We start from the raw sequence: 19,323 nt of genomic DNA on the forward strand, positions 1-19,323 counted from the left end.
CCATATGGGCGCCATCAAGGATCGCATCGAGGCGCGCGTGGCAGATGTCCACGCCGCCGCGCTGGCCGGTCAGCCGGTCGTCATCACCATCGCGCGCGACTTTGGTGCCGAGGGGCACGAGATCGGCAAGATGCTCGCCCTCGAGCTGGGGATTCCGCTGTACGACAACGAGATTCTCGTGCGAAGCGCCCTGCGCGCCCATGAGAGCGTGGACATGATGGCCGCCTACGACGAGAAGCTCGCGGCCGAGACCGCGGCCTTCCTGCCCGATCGCGTGGATGCGCGCACCACCTCCGACCGACTCTTCCGCTCCATGACGCAGGTGATCCTGGACCTGGGTGCCAGCCAGAGCTGCATCATCGAGGGCCGCCTCTCCGACTACCTGCTGCGCCACAACCCCAATCACATCGCGGTGCTCGTGACGGCCCCGCTCGAGGCCCGCGTGGAGATCGTGCGCAAGAAGCGCGGCCTCAACAAGAAGAAGGGCCTCAAGCTCGTCAAGCAGATGCAGAAGGACCGCGAGCTCTTCTACAAGCGCTACTCCGCCGGCAAGTGGAAGATGACGAGCGGCAAGGACCTGGTGGTGAACCGCGCCAAGCTGGGCCGCGAGGGCTGCGTGGCTGTGATAGCCGCAGCGTATCGCGCCAAGCTGGCGGAGGTGGCGCACGCGGAGGCGGAAGAGAGCGCCGTCGCTTCGTCCGAGGCGGTTCCCGAAACGGAGTAGCCCGGTCTCACGGAAACCTCCAAGACAGCTAAAGACAGATGGAGCAGATCCTGCGCATATCGGCGATATGGAGGTCGATATGCGCAGGATTCGTTACATCTGCGGCGGGGAAACCACTCGACAGATACAGGTCCCTGAACTGCTCGGATAATCGGTATTATGAGGACGACGAGTTGGTGATCGCCCATATCTTCCACCAGAGCCGGGACTACGCTCGCCTCGTGTAGATGCGAGGGGACCGGGTGCAGAGCCCGATCCCCTTGAGTTTCTTGCGAGAAATGCCGAAAAAACACCTCCGGATGGCTCTAAAACAGAAATCATCAGGGGCGTATGACAGACAAAGTACCAGCTCGATGCAAGACTGGGGTCAATGGCGAAGGCGCTGAGACGGAAGGAGGAGCGGGTTGTTGGTGTGTAGAATACGTGGTGGCGCTGTACGGATTTGCGAGTTCGTGGCCGCGCCATCCCGTGTGGCTTCGTGTTGGGAGGCGTCATGTTCTTGAACTCTATGGAAGTCCTTTCACTGGTATATGCGGGCATTATCTGGCTCCTTCCCCATGTCGTTCTGCTTCTCTTGGTCTACGTCGTCGTGCGGTTTGCAGTGCGGCGCGAGTTGAGAGCTTGGACAGGCGCCGGGGACGAGCATGAAGGATGAGGTGTGGTCGTCCACGTCGGTAGACAAGCGAGAAGTGCTTGAGGGCGGGCGACTGGTTGGCCTGTTTTCGCTGTTACTCCCCTTCGCCCTTCTGCTTGCGATTGTCCTCTTCTCCCTATCGCCTTGTGATGACGGCATATTCAAGCTATCGGATGCATCGGTATGCGGGCTGTTTCTCTCGGTTTCCATCGTTGCCGTTCGTGCAAGGAGCGGTGTTCGAGGCCGTGGGTTTGACCCTTCTTTCTGGCTGGCGATTGCAGCTATGGTGCTGCTGGTCTTTGGCTATTGGCGCGAGCCAGTTGTGTATATCGCTTCTGTCTGCCTTATGGTCGCCGCTTTTCTTCTGGTGCGAGGCATGTTGCTCGTCATAAAGAAACCCTTTGCGCGCCGCTGTCGGGCTCATAGCGATGCCCGCGCGCTCAAGGTTCCGGCTGCGGTTTGTTTGGCCGTACTGGCGGCCCTCGACTTTCTTGGCATCGAGCGTCTTCATGGCTTTGCGTGTTTTCCAGGGGATGGGAGTGAGGCGAGGACTGCGGTCGCGCTCGGTGCGTGTCTCATGACTATCGCAGGTGCGCGTCTTTTGGGTCGCATCGAGAGGGAGATGGCCGCGCCATCATGTTTTAGGGTGGACACCGCGGGCACCAAGATGCTGGCAACGAAAGGTTCGTCTTCTTGCAAAAGGAAGAGATCCCATACGGCTGTTCACAATCTTCTTGAACGCTTAGATACCTCGTTCTCTCCGCGAGAGAATCGGGTGGCTGAACTCATCCTTCTCGGAGAGAGCATGAACGATATAGCGCGAAGGCTCGGGTTATCGAAGGCGACGGTTGGAACCTATGCGGTGCGCGTATACAGGAAGAGCGGGGTCGAGAATCGAGCAGAGTTCTATGGACTCGCACAATCTTATGCCAAAAGCGTGGAGGAGGGCTCGGCCCTGGGGCATGATGAGGAACCCGGCGATGGAGGCGTTAGTGACGGTTTGTTCAGCGGGACCTCATTCCTTCACGATGCGAGGATGGCTATCGGCGAGTTGGCGGGTCTCGCTGCGACGTGTCTATTCGCCCATCTCTTTCTCACCCTCATCGCGAGTCTATGCGGAATGGCTGTACCTTGTCAGGTTCGATGGCCGCAAACCATCCTTTTGCTGCCCCTGTTCACCCTGCTGGGCTTCATCGGCACCTCGTTTGCTCTTAATCGGGTGGTTCACACCCTGATTGCTCGTCCCTTATGCATTCAGGGCAGCATAAGGGCTGCGGTCGCAGGAGCCAGACGGTCCTTTAAGGCAACGGCAGTACTGCTGATGCCCACGCCCGTTCTCGTCCTTGGATATCTCGTCTTTCTGGAGAGGTCAACGTTCGCCGCGTTTGTTGTCGAATGCGGTTTGTCATGTGCTGCTCTACTTGCCTTGGGGTTGGGGCTCATCGTTGCGGCGATAGGGTTGCCCGCCCTCAGCACCGCGCGGCTTGGCCCCTCATGTACGTATGTGGTCGTAGGACTGACCATGCTTGCCTTGCAGCTCTCGGGCCCTATTCTTGTCGTCGAAGCACTGCTCGCCGTCGCCCTCCTGATGGCGGCATCCCTGTTGGGCGGATACGCTCCCAGGGAGGTGCTATCGAATCCAGAGGGCCACTTCTTTCTCGCTCCGCACCAAGCACTTGCAGCGCTCTCCTTGGGAAGCCTGTTCTGGGGAGGCGCGGATATTCTGCCCGGCTCGCTTCGATTGATCTGGATGACATTGAATGCGTCCCTGCTCTGCGTTTGGATGATGAAAGCGGGTGTTAGGCTGGATGCCGAGGGCATTCTCGTTGCGACACCCGTCCTCGCGGCGCTTGCATTGGGCGCCGTGGCCGTTTCTGCTCTGCTTGCATGGACGGCGCGCATCTTTGTAACCGAAGCGCCTTTCTGCTTCATCCTCACTGTTGCGGTAAGCTGGCGCATCCTGTTTCAGTATTTGGCGGATTGCGAACGAAGGAAGGCGCTTCTGACCGACCTCGATCGTGATGTGCTGGACCGGGCGCTCTTCAACGAGGGACTAACGGAGCAAGAGCGGCGTATCGCCCTCCTTGCGGCAAGAGGCTTGACTGCTCGACAGATGGCGGACGACTGCCACGTCTCAAAATGCACGGTCTATACGCACATCAGGCATATCTATGCGAAGCTCTCAGTGCATGATCGTGTCTCGCTTGCGGCGAAGGTGGATGATGTGTACAGGGCGGAAGTGGATCGTACGTAGGTGGTGCCGAAGACCTTCAAGGTCATCCTGCCGCCGCTTTGTCCGAGGCGGTTCCCGAAACGGAGTAGCTCGGTCTCACGGAAACCTCCAAGACAGCCAAAGACAGACGTAGCAGATCCTGCGCATATCGGCGATTTGAAGGTCGATATGCGCAGGATTCGTCACATCTGTGGCAGGGAAACCAATCGACAGATGCAGGTTCCCGAACTGTTCGAAAATCGGTATTAAAATAATCGGAAAAACCGGAACAGATGATTCGGAAAATCGGTATTATGCAAGTTAGACGGTAATATCTATCTTAGTGCTAAGACCGGTGGTGAGACCATGGAATCGGTGCGACCCGTGGGGTACCTTCCTCGGACGGTGGATGCCAAAGTCGAGCGCTTCTTGCGTGTGTTTGGGGCCGTTGAACTCGCCGGTACCAAATGGTGCGGGAAGACATGGACGGCTCTTGAGCACGCGGCAAGCGTCAGCTATGTAGACGAGTTCCTCGCGCTCGCGCAGGACGACCCTTCCGCCATGCTTATCGGCGACCATCCTCACGTTATCGACGAGTGGCAGCTTGTGCCTCAGATTTGGGATGTGGTTCGTCACGAGATCGATCGCACGAGAGGGCTGCGCGGGGGCTGGATCCTAACGGGATCATCGACGCCGCTGAAGAAAGGCACGACACCGGCCGCCATGCCAAACCATAGCGGTGCGGGACGCATAGGACGCATTCGCATGTATCCGATGACGCTTCAAGAGAGCGGAGATTCTACGGGCAGTGTATCGCTTGCGGGCCTGTTCAGCGGGACGTTTGCGCCCGAGCAGCGTGCGACGGACGCTCGCGAGCTCGTTGACATCGCCTGTCGAGGTGGCTGGCCTGAGGCTCTTGGGCTGTCTGCCGACGATGCCCAGCTCATCGCCCGCGAGTACATGCGCGTGCTCAGAGCCGAGAGCGTGCCGCGCCAGGGTAAGGATGCGGGCGTGGCTCAGCGCCTGCTCTTCTCGCTCGCGCGCAATCTTGGACAGTCTGTCACGTATAAGACGATTAAGGCCGATACGGCCAATGAGGCACTGAGTCTGCCCATGCTGACCGTGGACGAAAAAACGATTCGCTCATATCTTGAGCTTCTCAAGGCGTTGTTTATCGTGGAGGAGATTCCGGGCTGGATGCCGCCGGCGCGCTCTCCCAAGCGGGTTACATCAAAGCCTAAGCGGTACTTTGCCGATCCTTCGCTTGCGGTGGCGACGCTTGCGATGTCCCCCGAGTCCCTCATGGCCGACTGGCAGACGTTCGGCCTTGTATTCGAGAATCTCGTTATCCGCGACCTGCTCGTATATGCGCAGGCCATGGAGTCCGCCGGCGACGTTCCCGTTCGCTATTACCGCGACGATTCCGGACTTGAGGTCGATGCCATTATCGAGCTGGCCGATGGTCGATGGGCCGCGTTTGAGATCAAGACGAGTGAGGCCAAGGCGGAAGAGGGGATTGCGAACCTGAAACGCCTCCGCGATAAGCTGACGCGCAACGCGCGTGCGAGGACGCGGAAACCTGAGTTCATGGCGGTTATCACGGGCGTTTCGCAGTATGCACGCCGCGTGGAGGATGGAATCTACGTCATCCCGATTCGCTGTCTCGGCGCATAAAGACAGACGAAGCAGATCCTGCGCATATCGGCGATATGGAGGTCGATATGCGCAGGATTCGTTACATCTGCGGAGAGGAAAGCGTGCCGCGACCGCTTGACAGGCGAACGGCTCAACCAAAAGGGCGCTCGGAACCGAAGCTCCGAGCGCCCTCGCGTACCGGTTTGCACGGTCGCGCCCCGGCTACTCTGCCAGCAGCGTCTCAGCGATGCTTGCGGCGGCCTTCTTGCCGGCACCCATGGCCAGGATGACCGTGGCCGCGCCGGTGACGATGTCGCCGCCGGCCCACACGCGCGGATTGCTCGTGCGGCCGTTCTCGTCGGCCTCGATGAGACCCCACTTGTTCAGCTCGACATCGGCGCAGAGCTTCGCGAACGGGTTCGCGCGCGTGCCGATGGCGGTGATGGCCACGTCGCAGGGGATCTCGAACTCGGAACCCTCGATCGGCTGCGGGCGACGACGACCGCTCGCGTCCGGCTCGCCGAGCTCCATGCGCTGCAGGCGCACCTTGGCCACGGAGGCGCTGCGGCCCTGGCCGTCGTCGATGAACTCCAGCGGCGCCACGAGCTCGAGGAACTTGATGCCCTCTTCCTTGGCGTGGTGCACCTCGGCCAGACGGGCGGGCATCTCGGCCTCGGTACGACGGTAGGCCAGCGTGACCTCCTCGGCGCCCAGGCGCAGCGCGGTACGAGCGGCGTCCATGGCCACGTTGCCGCCGCCAAAGATCACCACGTGCTTGCCGTGGCGGATGGGCGTGTCGTACTCGGGGAAGTTGTACGCGTGCATCAGGTTGGAGCGCGTGAGGTACTCGTTGGCGGTGTAGATGCCGGGCAGGTTCTCGCCGGGCACGTTCAGGAAGTTGGGCAGGCCCGCACCCACGGCCATGTAGAGCGCGTCGAAGCCCTCGTCGTTGAAGAGCTCGTCGGCGTCGAATAGGCGGCCGGCTACGGAGTTGTACTCAAAGTGGACGCCCAGGTCCTCGAGGCTGGCGATCTCGTGCTTCACGATGGCCTTGGGCAGACGGAACTCGGGGATGCCGTAGGTCAGCACGCCGCCGCCGGTGAAGAACGCCTCGAACACGGTGACGTCGAAGCCCTCGCGCGCGAGGGCGCCGGCGCAGGCGATGCCGGACGGGCCGGAGCCCACCACGGCGACCTTCTTGCCGTTCTTGGGCTTGCAGACGGGCGCCTGGCCCACCTCGTCGGCCATGTCGCCGAGCATGCGCTCGAGCTGGCCGATGGCCACGGGCTCGCCCTTACGGCCGAGGATGCACTTGCCCTCGCACTGGTTCTCCTGCGGGCACACGCGGCCGCAGATACTCGGGAGCAGGTTGTCGTCCTTGATGGTGGCAAGCGCGCCGCCCCAGTCCTCGGCGCGGATCTGCTCGATGAACTGCGGGATATGCACGCCCACGGGGCAGCCGTCCATGCAGAAGGGCTTCTTGCAGTCCAGGCAGCGGTTGGCCTCGGCGATGGCGTCGGCCTTGGTGAAGCCGTTGTCGACCGGACGAAAATCGCGAGCACGCTCGGCCGCCAGCTCCTCGTTGGGGGCGGTGCGCGGCGCGCGCGTGGGACGGTACTTCTTAGGGGCGGCAGCCGAATCGGCGGCCGCGGCGTTCTTTACTTCCTGTGACATGCGCAGGCCTCCTCCTCGTAGTGCTGCTTGGACACGGCTTCCTCGGCACGATAGGTGCCCTGGCGACGACCGAGGTCGTCCCAGTCAACCTTGGTGGCGTCGAAGTCCGGGCCGTCCACGCAGGCAAACTTGGTGGCGCCGCCGACCTCAACGCGGCAGCAACCGCACATGCCGGTACCGTCGACCATGATGGGGTTCAGGCTGGCGATGATGGGCACGTTGTACTTCTCGCAGGTGAGGGTGGAGAACTTCATCATCGGCACGGGGCCCACGCAGAACGCCTGGTCCACCTCGCCGGCCTGGCAGAGGCGCTCGAGCGGAGCGGTGACCACGCCCTGCTCGCCGTAGGAGCCATCGTCGGTGGTGATGAAGAGGTTCTTGAGCGGCAGCGCGCGGAACTGGTCCTCGAGCAGCAGGAGGTCCTTGGTGCGAGCGCCCATGATGACGCTCACCTCCTTACCGGCCTCGCACTGCGTGCGCGCCACGGGATAGGCGATGGCGAGGCCAACGCCGCCGCCCAGGATGACCACGCGGTCGCCCTCAATCTCGGTGGGGCAACCCAGCGGGCCAACAACATCCTGCAGGTAATCGCCCTCGTTGAGCTTGGACAGGCACTCCGTGGTCTTACCGATGACCATGAAGATGAACTCGATCCAGCCCTCCTCGGCATTCCAGTTGGCAAAGGTGAACGGGACGCGCTCGCCCGTCTCGTCGATTCGCACCATGAGGAACTGGCCGGCGTGCGCCGCCTTGGCCATCCTCGGCGCGTGGACGCGGAACTCGAAGACCTTCTCCGAGAACTGCGTCTTCTTCAGAATTTTGAACATGAGACCCCTCTCTGTTCGTCCAACAGGCAGACGGGCCAAGTATACCGCGCTGGTAGTGAGGTATGGGAGCGTACGCAAGGCAATCTCATTCAACGGTGGGGGCGTCTTCGACGGATGACATGCTCGGGTGTGCGCGGATGCGCGAAAAGGGGGTCTGTATGATGGTGTCTCGGCAACGGGATTCGGCCGAAACATCCTTGATCAAACCTGAAGATGGAGGGATACAGTCAAATCATGTGTCTCGGGGCGTTCCGCGGCTCGGTGAACAACGGCGAGGCTGTGCCGTATGCCTACCATGAGAGTGACACGGGCACAACGGCCCGATTCGCCTGATACGACGAAGGGCGGTCCCGCGGGGCCGCCCTTCTGCATGTACGTGGTTGAGACGCCCGCGATCCCGCCGTTGGGATCTGCGCGCTGCTGGCTACCTAGTGCCTGCCGTTGCTCGCGGCACCGCCGTTCACGTGGTCGCGGGCGAAGATGACGCCGCGCGTGATGGCAAGACCCGCTGCGTCGGCCGCACGCCCGCAGGTCTCGGCAAACGCCTCGGCCTCCTTGGGGCGGAACTGCTTGAGCACGAAGTCGGCCACCTGCATGCGTCCCGGGGGCTCGCCGATGCCCACGCGGATACGGCTGAAGTCGCGGCTGCCGAGCTTGTCGATGATGCTGCGGAGCCCGTTGTGGCCGGCGTGTCCGCCGCCGACCTTCACACGCACGTCACCCTCGGGGATGTCCAGCTCGTCGTGGATGACGAGCACCTCGTTGGCGGCGATGCCATACTCACGGCAGAGCTTGGAGATGGGCCCGCCGCTCGTGTTCATAAAGGACTGCGGCTTGACGAGCACGACCTCGCGGCGCCCGCCTTCGGCTTCGGCGTCTGCCACGTTGATGACGGCGACCTCGGCGCCCAGCTGGTTCTTCCAGTAACTCACGCCCGCCTGCCGCGCCAGCGCGTCCACCGAGCAGAACCCGGCGTTATGCCGCGTCTGCGCGTATTCCTCACCAGGGTTGCCCAACCCTGCGACCATGCGAATCTTTCCCGGCTGCACTGCCGCCATGCGACTCCCTTCGTCAACGTTTCCGCCGACCATCATACCTGCAGCGGGGTTTTCGGTCATTATCTTGTGAGGAAAGAGCCGCGACCCCGTGGCGTCCGGGGCATGGCCTGCGCGATTTCTGAGCGAACTGCGGAAACGGCGAGGCTGTTTTCCAGTCTCGCGAAGCTGAGCGTAGGCCATGCCCCGGACGCCACGGGCCTGAGCTCCTTTTGCGAACCCTGCCGCCTCAAAGCCGGATGCCGTGCAAGCTGCGCTATCATCGGGGGGCAATGCACACCACCCGTAGGGGAGCATATGGACGCTACCGCTATCGTTCTCGCTGCTGGCGAGGGCACTCGTATGAAGTCCAACCATGCCAAGGTCTCGCATAAGATCCTGGGCAAGCCGATGATTCAGTGGGTTGTTGATGCCGCCATCGCCGCTGACTGCGCGCGCGTGGTCGTGGTCGTGGGCAGCCATGCGGACGAGGTCCGTGCGCTGCTCGACGCCGCCTATACGGATTCCCAGGTGCCCGTCGAGGCCGTGGAGCAGGCCGAGCGTCTGGGCACCGGGCATGCGGTGCGCGTGGCGCTGGATGCCTGCGGCATTTCCGCCGGCCCCGTCGTGATCCTGAACGGCGACCTGCCGCTCGTGCGCCCGGAGACCATCGCCCAGTTCGCCGCTTCCGTGGCAGACGGTTCCACGGCGGCGACCATCTTCACCTGCACGCCGCCCGATCCCTTTGGCTTCGGCCGCTTGGTGCTGGACGAGACGGGTGCCGTGATCCGCAACATCGAGCAGAAGGACTGCACGCCCGAGCAGGCTGCCACGCTCACCGAGTGTAACGCCGGCTGCTATGCCTTCGACGGCGAGCTGCTTGCCCGCTACATCGGCGAGGTGGGCTGCGAGAACGCGCAGCACGAGTGCTACCTGCCCGACATGATGGAGATCCTGCGCGAGCACGGGCATCGCGTGTCCATCTTCCACGTTGACGACTACCGCGAGGGCCTGGGTGTGAACTCCCGTGCCCAGCTCGCCCAGATCACGGCCATCGCCCGTGATCGCATCAACGATCGTCTCATGGCCGAGGGCGTCACGTTCATCGATCCTACCCAGGCGTGGATCAGCCCCGATTCCACCATCGGCCGCGACACCGTGGTGTGGCCGCAGACGCACCTGATCGGCGCCTGCACGGTGGGCGAGGATTGCCAGCTGGGTCCCAACACGCGTCTCACCAACGTGCGCGTGGGCAACGCCTGCACGCTCGACGAGGTTGTGGGCATCGACGTCACGCTCGAGAACACTATTTCCTGCGGACCGCGTGCCTACCTGCGTCCCGGCACGCATGTGCTGGACGGCGCCCACGTGGGTACGCACGTTGAGATCAAGAATTCCACGATCGGTGAGGGCAGCAAGGTGCCGCACCTCTCCTACATCGGCGACACGCAGATGGGTGCGGGCGTGAACATCGGCGCCGGCTCCATTACCTGCAACTACGACGGCAAGCGCAAGAACCGCACCACCATCGGCGACCGTGCGTTCATCGGTTCCGATACCATGATGGTGGCGCCCGTGAACATCGGTGACGACGTTATCGTGGGCGCGAGCAGCTGCATTACCAAGGATGTTCCCGATGGGGCGCTCGCGCTCGAGCGTTCTCAGCAGCGTATCATTGAGGGCTACACCGCGGCGAGGCGCGCGCGGCAGTAAGGATTTCCGGCCGCCCGCCGGAGCATGTTGGCATCAACAGAAGGAGAAGGGGCAATGCCGACCATCGATCTGAAGAAGTCTTTGAGCGTGTACAAGAGCTTGCGTGTGTTCTCTGGTTCCTCGAACCGTCCGCTCGCGGAGAAAATCGCCGCCGAGCTGGGGGTGGAACTCGCGCCCATCACGCTCGAGCAGTTCGCGAACGGCGAGATCTACGCCCGCTACGACGCGACCATCCGCGGCGCCGACGTGTTCTTCATCCAGTCCGTGTCCGGCCGCGTAAACGACATGCTCATGGAGCTGCTCATTGCCACCGATGCCGCCAAGCGCGCCTCCGCCCGCAGCATCACCGCCGTCATCACGCACTACGGCTACGCCCGCCAGGACCGCAAGGCCGGCCCCCGCGAGCCCATCACCGCACGCCTGGTGGCCAACCTGCTCGAGTGTGCCGGCGTGGACCGCATCATCACGCTTGACCTGCACCAGGGCCAGATTCAGGGCTTCTTCGATATTCCGGTGAACCACCTGTCGGCCCTGCCGCTCTTTGCCGACTACTACAACGATATGAACTTCGACACCGACAACCTCGTTGTCGTGTCGCCCGACGTGGGTCGCGCCAAGGCTGCCAAGAAGCTGTCCGACATGCTGGGCTGCTCCATCGCCATCGCCCACAAGGGCCGTCCGCGCCACAACGCCGCTGAGGTCATGGGTATCATCGGCGACATCGAGGGCAAGACCTGCGTCATCAACGACGACATGATCGACACCGCAGGCACCCTGTGCGCGAGCGTCCGCGAGCTGAAGAAGATGGGTGCCGGCGACATCTACGTGTGCGCCACGCATGGTATCTTCTCCGGCCCCGCGATCGAGCGCCTGAACGACGCGCCCATTGTGGAATGCGTGGTCACGGATGCCATTCCCGTGCAGACGGGTGGCAAGATCAAGACCATCTCCGTGGCGGGCGAGTTTGCCGGCGCCATTGCCGCTGTGTACAACGAGGAGTCCGTGTCGCTGCTTGTCGGCGGCGACTTCGCGATGTAGGTTCGCTGGGACCTGACTGACCTCTGGCCCGCCCCGTGCATCCCTCGGGTCGGTCGCCGTTTACCCTGCACTCAGCTTTGCGAGACTGGAAACGGCTTTGCCGTTTTCGCAGTTCGCTCAGAAATCGTGCAGGTTGAACGGCGACCGACCCGAGGGATGCACGGGGCGGGCTTGTTCGTTCGGTTCCGCTCGCGTGAAAGAGAAGGGGGCTGACGTGGCTGATACGATGACGGTTTCTCGGCGTGAAGCGCTGGGGCTGGTCGCGGCGGCCGGGTTGATGCCCTTGGCGGGCTGTGCGGGGCGTTCGGGTGAGAGCGGGTCTCGATCGGAGGGCGCTCGCCCGAGGGATGTCGCGTTGACGGATGCGCAAGCGGCTTTCTCGGAGAGCTATACGGCGTGGCGGGGGTATGCCAGCACGGCTGCGATGAGCGTGGTGCCGGGGGCGGTGCCGGTGTCTGCGCCGGTGCTGGAAAAGACCGCATGGGCGCTTGCCGCTGATAGGGAGACGCGGTTGCTCGCGTTGCGGCAGCGGGGCCAGGCAACCTGGCTGTACGTTGCCGCTCGTCAGGGGATTGCTGCATATAGCACGGTTGCTGGGCCTGATGCGGCGGATGGCGTCTCGCTCGCGTCGATCGATCTTGGCGCTGCGGTGGCCGGGGTGGGCGGCGCGGCGTTTGTCGATGCCGTTTTGGCGGTGCCGCTGTGCGATGGCAGCGTGGTCGTGCTGGACGAGGACCTCAAGCGCATCTGGCAAAGCGAGCCCATGGCACTGCCTTCCGGTGCCGCTGTGTGGGATGCGACCACTCAGGTGGTGGGGGATGACGATGCCGTTGCGGTGGCGTTCTCGGCCGACGCGGACGGCGTGCGCACCGTTGCCCTGGTGTCGCTCTCCGCGCTGGACGGCAGCGTGCGCTGGTCTCGGCGCTACGAGGTGGCGCTGCCCGCCGAAGGTGCCGCGGTACCGTTTGCCTCGCCCGCGCTCTTTGAGTGCCAAGGGGCGCTCCTGCTGTCTGACGGTGTGTCTATGCTGCGGTTTCTGCATGAGGAAGCTGGAAGCGGGCTCGGGTCGGGCGATGAGGGCGATGTGGCGGAGTCGGTGTTCGACCTCTCAGGCGACGGCGTGGCGCAGGTGCGCGTAGCGCAGATTCCAAATGGGTTGGCAAGTGCCCCGCCGTTTCTGTTTACGGCGTTCGATGTGGCGGCCGGCCGCTTGCGGGCGGGCGTTGCTTCGGCAGACGTGGCTGCTGAGTCGTACCAGGTGCTGACCTCGCTCGATCTGGACGCCGGTGCCGCGCTTGCGGATCCCGTGTTCCTGGGCGGTCAGGCGCAGCTCGTTGCGGTGGCGTCGGACGGCTCCGGCGACGTGGCGGTTGCCCGCCTGCTCCTGCCCGCTCGGCCGGATGAGGGTTTGCAGCTTGCCGGGGCGGTGCAGTTTTCAGGGTTCGATACCGCACATGAGGCGTGCCAGCTCGCAACCGCCTATGGCGAGCGCGCGGCGGAGGCGTGCGCGGACGTGCTCATGCTCGATGCCCGCGGGACGCTTGTTCGCGCTCGCTATGCGGCGGGCGACCTGACGGGGGACGGAGCGAAGCCCAAGATTGATATGCTCCATGTTCCTGCGCAGGCGGCAGCTTCGGACGCGGACCCTGCCGCGTCGACGCTCCTGGCGGACCGGAGTGGCGTGGTGTTCTACGTTGCGGCCGATGGCGGGCCGGACGTCAGCGCGAATACCGGGGTTCGCGTGGTGGCGCTCGCGCCCGACGAGGACCATGCCGTTGCCACGGATGTGGGCGGGGCGACCGGTCTCGATACGCTGGGCGGGGCCCTTACCGGCATCAGCTTGCCTACGGGCACCAGCTTGGGTGCGGGCGCCCTGGTGTTCGCGTTGGGGTTCGGTGCCTACGCGTACATCCGCAACCGGGGCGGCCGGGCGGCGCGCGACGAGGGTCTGGACGAGTGGCGGCGCGAGCATGATGGTTCGGCAGCGGATCGGCGCGGCAGGGGTCGGCGCCCATGAGCGAATCCGTCCGCCACGCCGCCTTCGATACCGCGCACCCCGTGGTGCCGGCCGTCTACCTGGTCCTGACCCTGGGCATGACGATGTTCTGCCTGCAGCCCGTGCTCATTCTGCTGTCGCTTGCGGGCGCGTTTCTGTACGGTGCGCGCACGGTGGGGTGGAGACGGTGCGTGGGCTCCCTGCGCTGGCAGCTGCCCGTCGTGCTCCTGATCGCGGGGTTGAATCCGCTGTTCTCGGCCTCGGGCTCCACGGAGCTGTTTCGGCTGGGGGGTTGCTCGGTGTACGCGGAGAGCCTCTGCTTCGGCGCTGCCATGGGAGGTTTGTTCATCGCGAGCGTGCTGTGGTTCCAAGCGGGTTCGCGCATGCTCTCGTTCGACCGGGTGATGGCGCTGCTGGGAAACGCGATGCCGACCACGGCGCTCATGGTCTCCATGTGCATGCGGCTGATTCCGCGCTTTGTGCGGCAAGGCCGCACGATCCTCGCGGTGCAGCGCGCGTCTCAACCGCGCGAGATGACGGCGGCCGAGCGCTTGCGGGGCCGGCTCCGCGCGTCGAGCGTGCTCATGGGGTGGACCATGGAGGATTCGCTCGAGACGGCGGACGCCATGCGGGCGCGGGGATGGGAGGCCCGCGTGCGTCGGAGCACCTACACGCGTTTCCGCTTTACGGCTCGGGATGGTCTGTCGCTTGCGGCGCTGCTGGTAGCGGGCACGGTTTGCTGCCTGCTCGGGTACGCAGCCACGGCGCAGTTCTCGTTCTACCCTCGGATGAGCCAGCTCCTCGCCTGGTGGGGGTACGCGCCCATCGCTCTTTGGATGCTGCTTCCCACCCTGTTGCTCGTACGTGCCGAAAGGAGGTTCTCGTGAGCGCTCACGTCGATTTCACTCGGGCAGATGCGGCGGCCTCGACCGTCCCCTGTCTACCCGCTCTCGAGGTCGAGGATCTCTCGTTCACCTATCCGGGTGCCGAGGCTCCCGTGCTGAACAGTCTTTCCTGGGAGGTTCCCGAGGGATCGTTCGCCCTGCTCGTGGGTGGTACCGGCAGCGGCAAGTCCACCTTGCTCTCGCTGTTGAAGCCAGAGATCGCACCGACGGGCGAGCGCGAGGGACGCCTGCTCGTGCTTGGCCGGCCGGTGTCGGACTATACGCCTGCTCAGTCCGCGCGCGCCATCGGCTACGTGTTTCAGAACCCCGACAACCAGCTCGTGTGCGAGAGCGTGTGGCATGAGATGGCGTTCTGCCTGGAAAACCTGGGGATGGAGCAGGGCGCCATGCGGCGCCGCGTGGCCGAGACCAGCTACTTCCTCGGCATGGAGGACTGGTTCCGGCACGATGTGGACACGCTTTCGGGCGGGCGCAAGCAGCTGCTGGCGCTGGCGTCCACGCTTGCCGTGCAGCCGCGCATCCTGCTGCTCGACGAGCCGACGGCGCAGCTCGATCCCATTGCTGAGAAGAACTTCCTGCACGCGCTCTTCCGTGTGAACCGTGAGCTGGGGTGCACGGTGGTCGTGGCGACGCATCAGCCGCGGGCGATGGTCGATTACGCGACCTGCGCGTTCCGGCTGTCCGGGGGCGCGTTGACGCGGGTGGACGACCTGGAGGCCCTGCGCGAGCGCGCGGCGCTGCTGCCGCGGGTGCCCGCTGCGGGGGAGGAAGGTGCAGGCGCCGGCCGAGTGGCCGTGGAGCTGCGCCGGGCGTGGTTTCGCTACGATCGCGGCGACGATTGGGTGCTTCGGAATCTCGACCTTTCCGTGCGTGCCGGGCGCATCCACGCGCTCGTGGGCGGCAACGGATGCGGCAAGTCCACGCTGCTCTCGCTCATGGCGGGGGTGCGCCGCCTGGATCTGGGCAAGCTTGTCTGTGCGGAGCGGGCTCGCGCGCTGCTGCCTCAGGACCCCCATGCGCTCTTTGCCGAGGAAACGGTAGATGCGGAGCTCATGGAGTGGGCGTCTGCTGCGGGGTACGGTCAGCGCGAGGCGAACGAGATGCTCGATGCGCTCGGGCTCGGGGCATGCGCGGCGCTTCATCCCTACGATCTGTCCGGGGGTCAGCAGCAGCTGCTCGCGCTCGGCAAACTCTTGCTCACCAAGCCGCGCTTGCTGTTGCTCGACGAGCCGACGAAGGGCCTCGACCTGCCCGCGCGTCGTGCCATCGCGCAGCTGTTGCGGGAGCAGGGGGACGCCGGCGTCACGATGGTGGTGGCTACGCACGACCTCGACTTTGTGAGCCAGGTTGCCGACGACGTTTCCATGGTGTTCGACGGCGAGATCGCGTGCACGGCACCTCGAGAGGAGTTCTTCCGCGGCAATGTGTACTACCGACCCTAACGCTTCCGGCGCAGGTGGCGCGGTCCGCTTGCGCGCGCGGCTGTGCCGTGGGTTCCTCGATGCGCTCGAGGTTCCTTTGCTGCTGGCGGTACCTTTGGTGATGACGGCGATGCTGTTGCTCGGGGTGCCGAACGCTGCTGGATTTATGTTGCTCGTGGTGGCGTTGGTGCTGCTGCTCTTCTTTGCCGGGTACGAGGCGGGGCGTCCGGCGCTCAGGCAGATCATGCCCACGCTCGTGCTGGCGTCGATCGCCGCCGCCGGACGCATCCTGTTCGCGTCCGTGCCCGACCTCAAGCCCGTCTCGGCCATCGCCATCATCGCGGGTGCGACGCTGGGCAGGAGAAACGGGTTCATGGTCGGCGCGCTGGCGGCGCTCACGAGCAACTTCTTCTTTGGCCAGGGCATGTGGACGCCCTGGCAGATGTACGCCTGGGGCCTGGTGGGGTATCTGGGCGGCGTGCTCGCCGACGCCGGCGCCTTTGCGCGCCGGGACGGGTCGGTGCACCTGTCCGCGCTGCTGGTTTTTGGCTCGGCGTCCGGGTTGATTTTCGGCGCGATCATCAACGCGTACGACATCATCGGTTTCGTACAGCCGCTGACTGCGGCGGGCGCGGTGGCGAGGCTCGCCTCGGCCCTGCCGTTCGACGTGCTGCACGGTGTGGCGACGAGCGCGTTTCTCGCCGTGCTCTACGTGCCGTGGACGCGCCGCATCGCCCGAGTGGTCCGCAAGTACGGCCTTCGGAGCTGACTGTGCGGCTGCTCGGACGTCATCGCGGTCAGGGTTCGGACCCGCGGCTGGACCTGTGCCAAGTCCTGGACCTGTGTCCAGGCAGTTGCTAAGCAGGTCGTCCGGGAAGGGCGGGCAGTTGCTAAGCAGCTCTTCCGGGAAGGGGCGGTTGCTAAGCATACAGTCCACGAAGGGTGGGCGGTTGCTAAGCACGCTTTCCACGAAGAGAAGGTTGCTAAGCAGAACCACCTCGAAGGGGGCGGTTGCAAAGCAGATTGACCGCGAAGGGAAGCTTGCTAAGCAAATCGTCCACGAATGGGCTGTTTTTCGCCCCTTGATGGCAGATGTGCTTAGCAACTCCCAGTTGGTGGCATAGCTGCTTAGCAACCGCCCTCTTCCCGGAAGAGCTGCTTAGCAACCGCCCTCTTCCCGGAAGAACTGCTTAGCAACGCCCCTCTCGGTGGCAGATGTGCTTAGCAACTGCCCAACAATCAGCGCCCAGCGCCCAGCGTCCAGTGGGCCGTCGGGTTTGTCCGATTGTGCGGCGCACCCCTTCCGAGTCTCATTGCCTAGAACGTCTGCTCGCGGGTAGGATAAACGGGATTCAGATTGACGCGTGACGCGTTCGACCATGCCACCCCCCATCGGAGGTTCCATGCACGGAGATACCATCCTGCTCATGACGTTTGTCCTGGCGCTCGTCGCCGCCTTTGCCGGCGGCCTCGTCGCCCGCGCCCTGCGCCTTCCGCCCATCGTGGGCTATCTGGTCGGCGGCCTGGTGGTGGGTCCGTTCACGCCCGGCTTTATCGGCGATTCCGATGCCATGAGCCAGCTTTCCGAGATCGGCGTCATGTTCATGATGTTCGGCACGGGCCTGCACTTTTCCTTAAAGGATCTTTTCGAGGTTAAGGGCGTGGCGGTTCCCGGCGCTGTGTTGCAGATCGCAGCTGGTACCTGCGCGGGCTACGGCCTCGCCATAGCGTTTGGCTGGGAGCCCGCCGCCGGCGTGATGCTCGGCCTTTCCGTGTCTATCGCCTCGACCGTGGTGCTCATCAAGAACCTCACGGACGCCGGCCTCTACCAGACGCAGGGTGGCCGCATCGCAACGGGCTGGCTCATCGTGGAGGATCTGGCGACGGTCCTCATCTTGGTCGTGCTTCCCGTGGTGTTTGGTCCGGGGGAGATTTCCGGCGTGGAGCTGGCGGCGGAGCTGGGCCTCGCGCTCGGCAAGACCATGGCCTTCGTGGCGCTCATGCTCGTGGTGGGCTCGCGCGTGCTCCCCTGGCTGCTTGCCCGTATCGCGCGCTTCTGCCCTCGCGAGCTCTTCCAGCTCGCGGTAGTGGTCATCGCACTGGGTACGGCGATGCTCGCGTCGGCGCTTTTCGACCTCTCCGTGGCGCTTGGCGCCTTCTTGGCGGGCGTGGTGGTTTCCGGTTCCAAGCTCAGCCATCGCGTGGCGGCTGAGGCCATTCCCTTTCAAGACCTCTTTTCTATCATCTTCTTCGCGAGCGTGGGCATGATGGTCAATCCGTTCGTGCTGGCGGCGCACCTGCCCGAGCTCGCCATGCTCGTGGCGCTCATCATGGTGGGTAAGTGGCTCATCAACATGGTGCTAGGCGTGCTGCTCTCCGCCGGTCTGCGCGAAAGCCTGACCATCGGCGCCGGTCTCTCGCAGATCGGCGAGTTCTCGTTCCTCATCGGTCAGACGGGCATGGCGCTGGGCGTGCTCTCGGCCGACCAGTACAGCCTGATTCTGGGCGGCGCCGTGGTGTCCATCGCACTGAACTCCTTTGTGTTCAAGGGCGTGGCGCCGCTCGAGCGCGCCATGCGACGCCATCCGCGACTCGTGGGGCTCTACGAGCGCCATGCGACGCAGTTCGAGCCGCCGGCCGAGGGTATGGAGGGTCACGTGGTCGTGGTGGGCTACGGCCAAGCGGGCGGCTGCGTGGCGGACGTCCTTGCGGATCTGGACGTTCCCTGCCTGGTGGTTGAGCGCGATCTGGACAGCGCCGAGGAGGCGGAGGCCGCAGGGCTCGAGGTACTGATGGGCGACGCCGCCAATTCCGAGATTCTCAAGCACGCGAGCTTGGAACACGCCAAGCTGCTGGTCATCACCACGAGCGGTGAGTCCTCGGCCGAGAAGATCGCCCACGACGCGCGCGCCGTGAACCCGAACCTCACGATCATCGGTCGTGCGGAAACCGAGGACGGTGTTCGCGACCTCGCGGCGGCAGGTGTGGCCGAGGTGGTGCGCCCGCAGCTGGAAGGCGGCATCGAGCTCATGCGCCACACCCTGCTCGACCTGGGCTATCGTCCGCGCCAGATTCAGGGCTACGTGAACGATTTGCGCGAGAGCGGCTACGAGGCCATGGGCGAGGACGCCCGCGTCAAGCGTTCACGCGCCATCGAGCGCTTGGTGGCGGGTTTGGCCGACGCGGACATCCGCTGGGTGCGCGTGGAGGACGCGGGCGAGGCGGCCGGCCGCACCCTCGCCGAGATCGACCTGCGCGCCCGCACGGGCGCCAGCGTGGTGGCTTTCCGCCACGACGGTCAGGTCCTGCCCCTCGTAGACCCTGACGCCAAACTCTGCCCCGGTGACTGCCTTGCCCTCATGGGCGCCGACGAAGACGTGGAAGCGGCCGAGAAGCTCCTGGCAGGGGAGTAACCCAGGGCATCGACCGCCCTGCGTTAGCCCCGGTTGGCTCCAACCCCGACTCTCCTCCCCTTCGAGCGCAGCGAGCGAAGGGCCCGCGTGTGGGCGG

13 protein-coding genes are annotated in these 19,323 nt (G+C 64.4%); 10 read left to right on the forward strand and 3 right to left on the reverse strand.

Features of this window, described 5'->3' with window-relative positions; all coding sequences use genetic code 11:
- The first annotated feature begins 4 nt into the window (after positions 1–4).
- The 3 genes from GDJ97_RS03110 to GDJ97_RS03120 all read left to right on the forward strand — a co-directional run bounded on the left by GDJ97_RS03110 (position 5) and on the right by GDJ97_RS03120 (position 5,244).
- Positions 5–724: an AAA family ATPase gene (locus GDJ97_RS03110; RefSeq protein ID WP_152069743.1), complete on the forward strand. Its 720-nt coding sequence runs from the start codon at positions 5–7 to the stop codon at positions 722–724.
- A 644-nt stretch (positions 725–1,368) separates the two neighbouring features.
- Complete coding sequence (locus tag GDJ97_RS03115; protein WP_152069744.1) at positions 1,369–3,612, forward strand: helix-turn-helix transcriptional regulator; 2,244 nt, start codon at positions 1,369–1,371, stop codon at positions 3,610–3,612.
- A 324-nt stretch (positions 3,613–3,936) separates the two neighbouring features.
- On the forward strand, positions 3,937–5,244 hold the full coding sequence (locus GDJ97_RS03120; protein WP_152069745.1) for an ATP-binding protein: 1,308 nt from the start codon (positions 3,937–3,939) through the stop codon (positions 5,242–5,244).
- Between the two features lie 183 nt (positions 5,245–5,427).
- On the opposite strand, the gene gltA is transcribed toward GDJ97_RS03120, so the two are convergent.
- From gltA to pth, 3 genes are all read right to left on the reverse strand, one after another.
- Positions 5,428–6,879 (reverse strand): NADPH-dependent glutamate synthase, encoded by a 1,452-nt coding sequence (gltA, locus tag GDJ97_RS03125; RefSeq protein ID WP_152069746.1) that lies wholly within the window; start codon positions 6,877–6,879, stop codon positions 5,428–5,430.
- Positions 6,864–7,706, reverse strand: coding sequence for a sulfide/dihydroorotate dehydrogenase-like FAD/NAD-binding protein (locus GDJ97_RS03130; protein WP_152069747.1), 843 nt, complete (start codon positions 7,704–7,706; stop codon positions 6,864–6,866). Before GDJ97_RS03130 ends, gltA begins: the two co-directional genes overlap by 16 nt.
- 428 nt (positions 7,707–8,134) lie before the next feature.
- Entirely contained in the window at positions 8,135–8,764 is a 630-nt protein-coding gene (gene pth, locus GDJ97_RS03135) for an aminoacyl-tRNA hydrolase (protein ID WP_193221290.1), read from the reverse strand.
- Positions 8,765–9,058: 294 nt separating this feature from the next.
- Here pth and glmU point away from each other — a divergent pair, with 294 nt between their 5' ends.
- The 7 genes from glmU (at position 9,059) to GDJ97_RS03165 (ending at position 19,226) form a co-directional block, all read left to right on the forward strand.
- Complete coding sequence (gene glmU, locus GDJ97_RS03140; protein WP_152069748.1) at positions 9,059–10,453, forward strand: bifunctional UDP-N-acetylglucosamine diphosphorylase/glucosamine-1-phosphate N-acetyltransferase GlmU; 1,395 nt, start codon at positions 9,059–9,061, stop codon at positions 10,451–10,453.
- Between the two features lie 54 nt (positions 10,454–10,507).
- The gene (locus GDJ97_RS03145) at positions 10,508–11,491 is read left to right on the forward strand and encodes a ribose-phosphate pyrophosphokinase (RefSeq protein ID WP_152069749.1); all 984 of its coding nucleotides are present in this window, start codon (positions 10,508–10,510) and stop codon (positions 11,489–11,491) included.
- A 355-nt stretch (positions 11,492–11,846) separates the two neighbouring features.
- Positions 11,847–13,508, forward strand: a complete 1,662-nt coding sequence (locus GDJ97_RS03150; RefSeq protein WP_152069750.1) for a hypothetical protein — start codon at positions 11,847–11,849, stop codon at positions 13,506–13,508.
- On the forward strand, positions 13,505–14,374 hold the full coding sequence (locus tag GDJ97_RS09530; RefSeq protein ID WP_226808761.1) for an energy-coupling factor transporter transmembrane protein EcfT: 870 nt from the start codon (positions 13,505–13,507) through the stop codon (positions 14,372–14,374). The genes GDJ97_RS03150 and GDJ97_RS09530 overlap by 4 nt, the downstream gene beginning before the upstream one ends.
- Positions 14,371–15,834: an ABC transporter ATP-binding protein gene (locus GDJ97_RS03155; RefSeq protein ID WP_226808762.1), complete on the forward strand. Its 1,464-nt coding sequence runs from the start codon at positions 14,371–14,373 to the stop codon at positions 15,832–15,834. Before GDJ97_RS09530 ends, GDJ97_RS03155 begins: the two co-directional genes overlap by 4 nt.
- The gene (locus GDJ97_RS03160) at positions 15,815–16,582 is read left to right on the forward strand and encodes a DUF6580 family putative transport protein (protein ID WP_226808763.1); all 768 of its coding nucleotides are present in this window, start codon (positions 15,815–15,817) and stop codon (positions 16,580–16,582) included. The genes GDJ97_RS03155 and GDJ97_RS03160 overlap by 20 nt, the downstream gene beginning before the upstream one ends.
- 634 nt (positions 16,583–17,216) lie before the next feature.
- The gene (locus GDJ97_RS03165) at positions 17,217–19,226 is read left to right on the forward strand and encodes a cation:proton antiporter (RefSeq protein WP_152069752.1); all 2,010 of its coding nucleotides are present in this window, start codon (positions 17,217–17,219) and stop codon (positions 19,224–19,226) included.
- Positions 19,227–19,323: the final 97 nt, after the last annotated feature.

It is taken from the genome of Collinsella sp. AK_207A (genome assembly GCF_902501965.1).
In the GTDB taxonomy this organism is placed as follows: Bacteria; Actinomycetota; Coriobacteriia; order Coriobacteriales; family Coriobacteriaceae; genus Collinsella.

Excerpts from the sequence above, each read along its gene's own strand:
- GDJ97_RS09530 (WP_226808761.1), top strand. The coding sequence starts at position 13,505 with ATGAGCGAATCCGTCCGCCACGCCGCCTTCGATACCGCGCACCCCGTG.
- GDJ97_RS03160 (WP_226808763.1), top strand. The coding sequence starts at position 15,815 with ATGTGTACTACCGACCCTAACGCTTCCGGCGCAGGTGGCGCGGTCCGC.
- GDJ97_RS03145 (WP_152069749.1), top strand. The coding sequence starts at position 10,508 with ATGCCGACCATCGATCTGAAGAAGTCTTTGAGCGTGTACAAGAGCTTG.
- GDJ97_RS03110 (WP_152069743.1), top strand. The coding sequence starts at position 5 with ATGGGCGCCATCAAGGATCGCATCGAGGCGCGCGTGGCAGATGTCCAC.
- GDJ97_RS03115 (WP_152069744.1), top strand. The coding sequence starts at position 1,369 with ATGAAGGATGAGGTGTGGTCGTCCACGTCGGTAGACAAGCGAGAAGTG.
- gltA (WP_152069746.1), bottom strand. The coding sequence starts at position 6,879 with ATGTCACAGGAAGTAAAGAACGCCGCGGCCGCCGATTCGGCTGCCGCC.
- GDJ97_RS03130 (WP_152069747.1), bottom strand. The coding sequence starts at position 7,706 with ATGTTCAAAATTCTGAAGAAGACGCAGTTCTCGGAGAAGGTCTTCGAG.
- glmU (WP_152069748.1), top strand. The coding sequence starts at position 9,059 with ATGGACGCTACCGCTATCGTTCTCGCTGCTGGCGAGGGCACTCGTATG.
- GDJ97_RS03165 (WP_152069752.1), top strand. The coding sequence starts at position 17,217 with ATGCACGGAGATACCATCCTGCTCATGACGTTTGTCCTGGCGCTCGTC.
- pth (WP_193221290.1), bottom strand. The coding sequence starts at position 8,764 with ATGGCGGCAGTGCAGCCGGGAAAGATTCGCATGGTCGCAGGGTTGGGC.
- GDJ97_RS03120 (WP_152069745.1), top strand. The coding sequence starts at position 3,937 with ATGGAATCGGTGCGACCCGTGGGGTACCTTCCTCGGACGGTGGATGCC.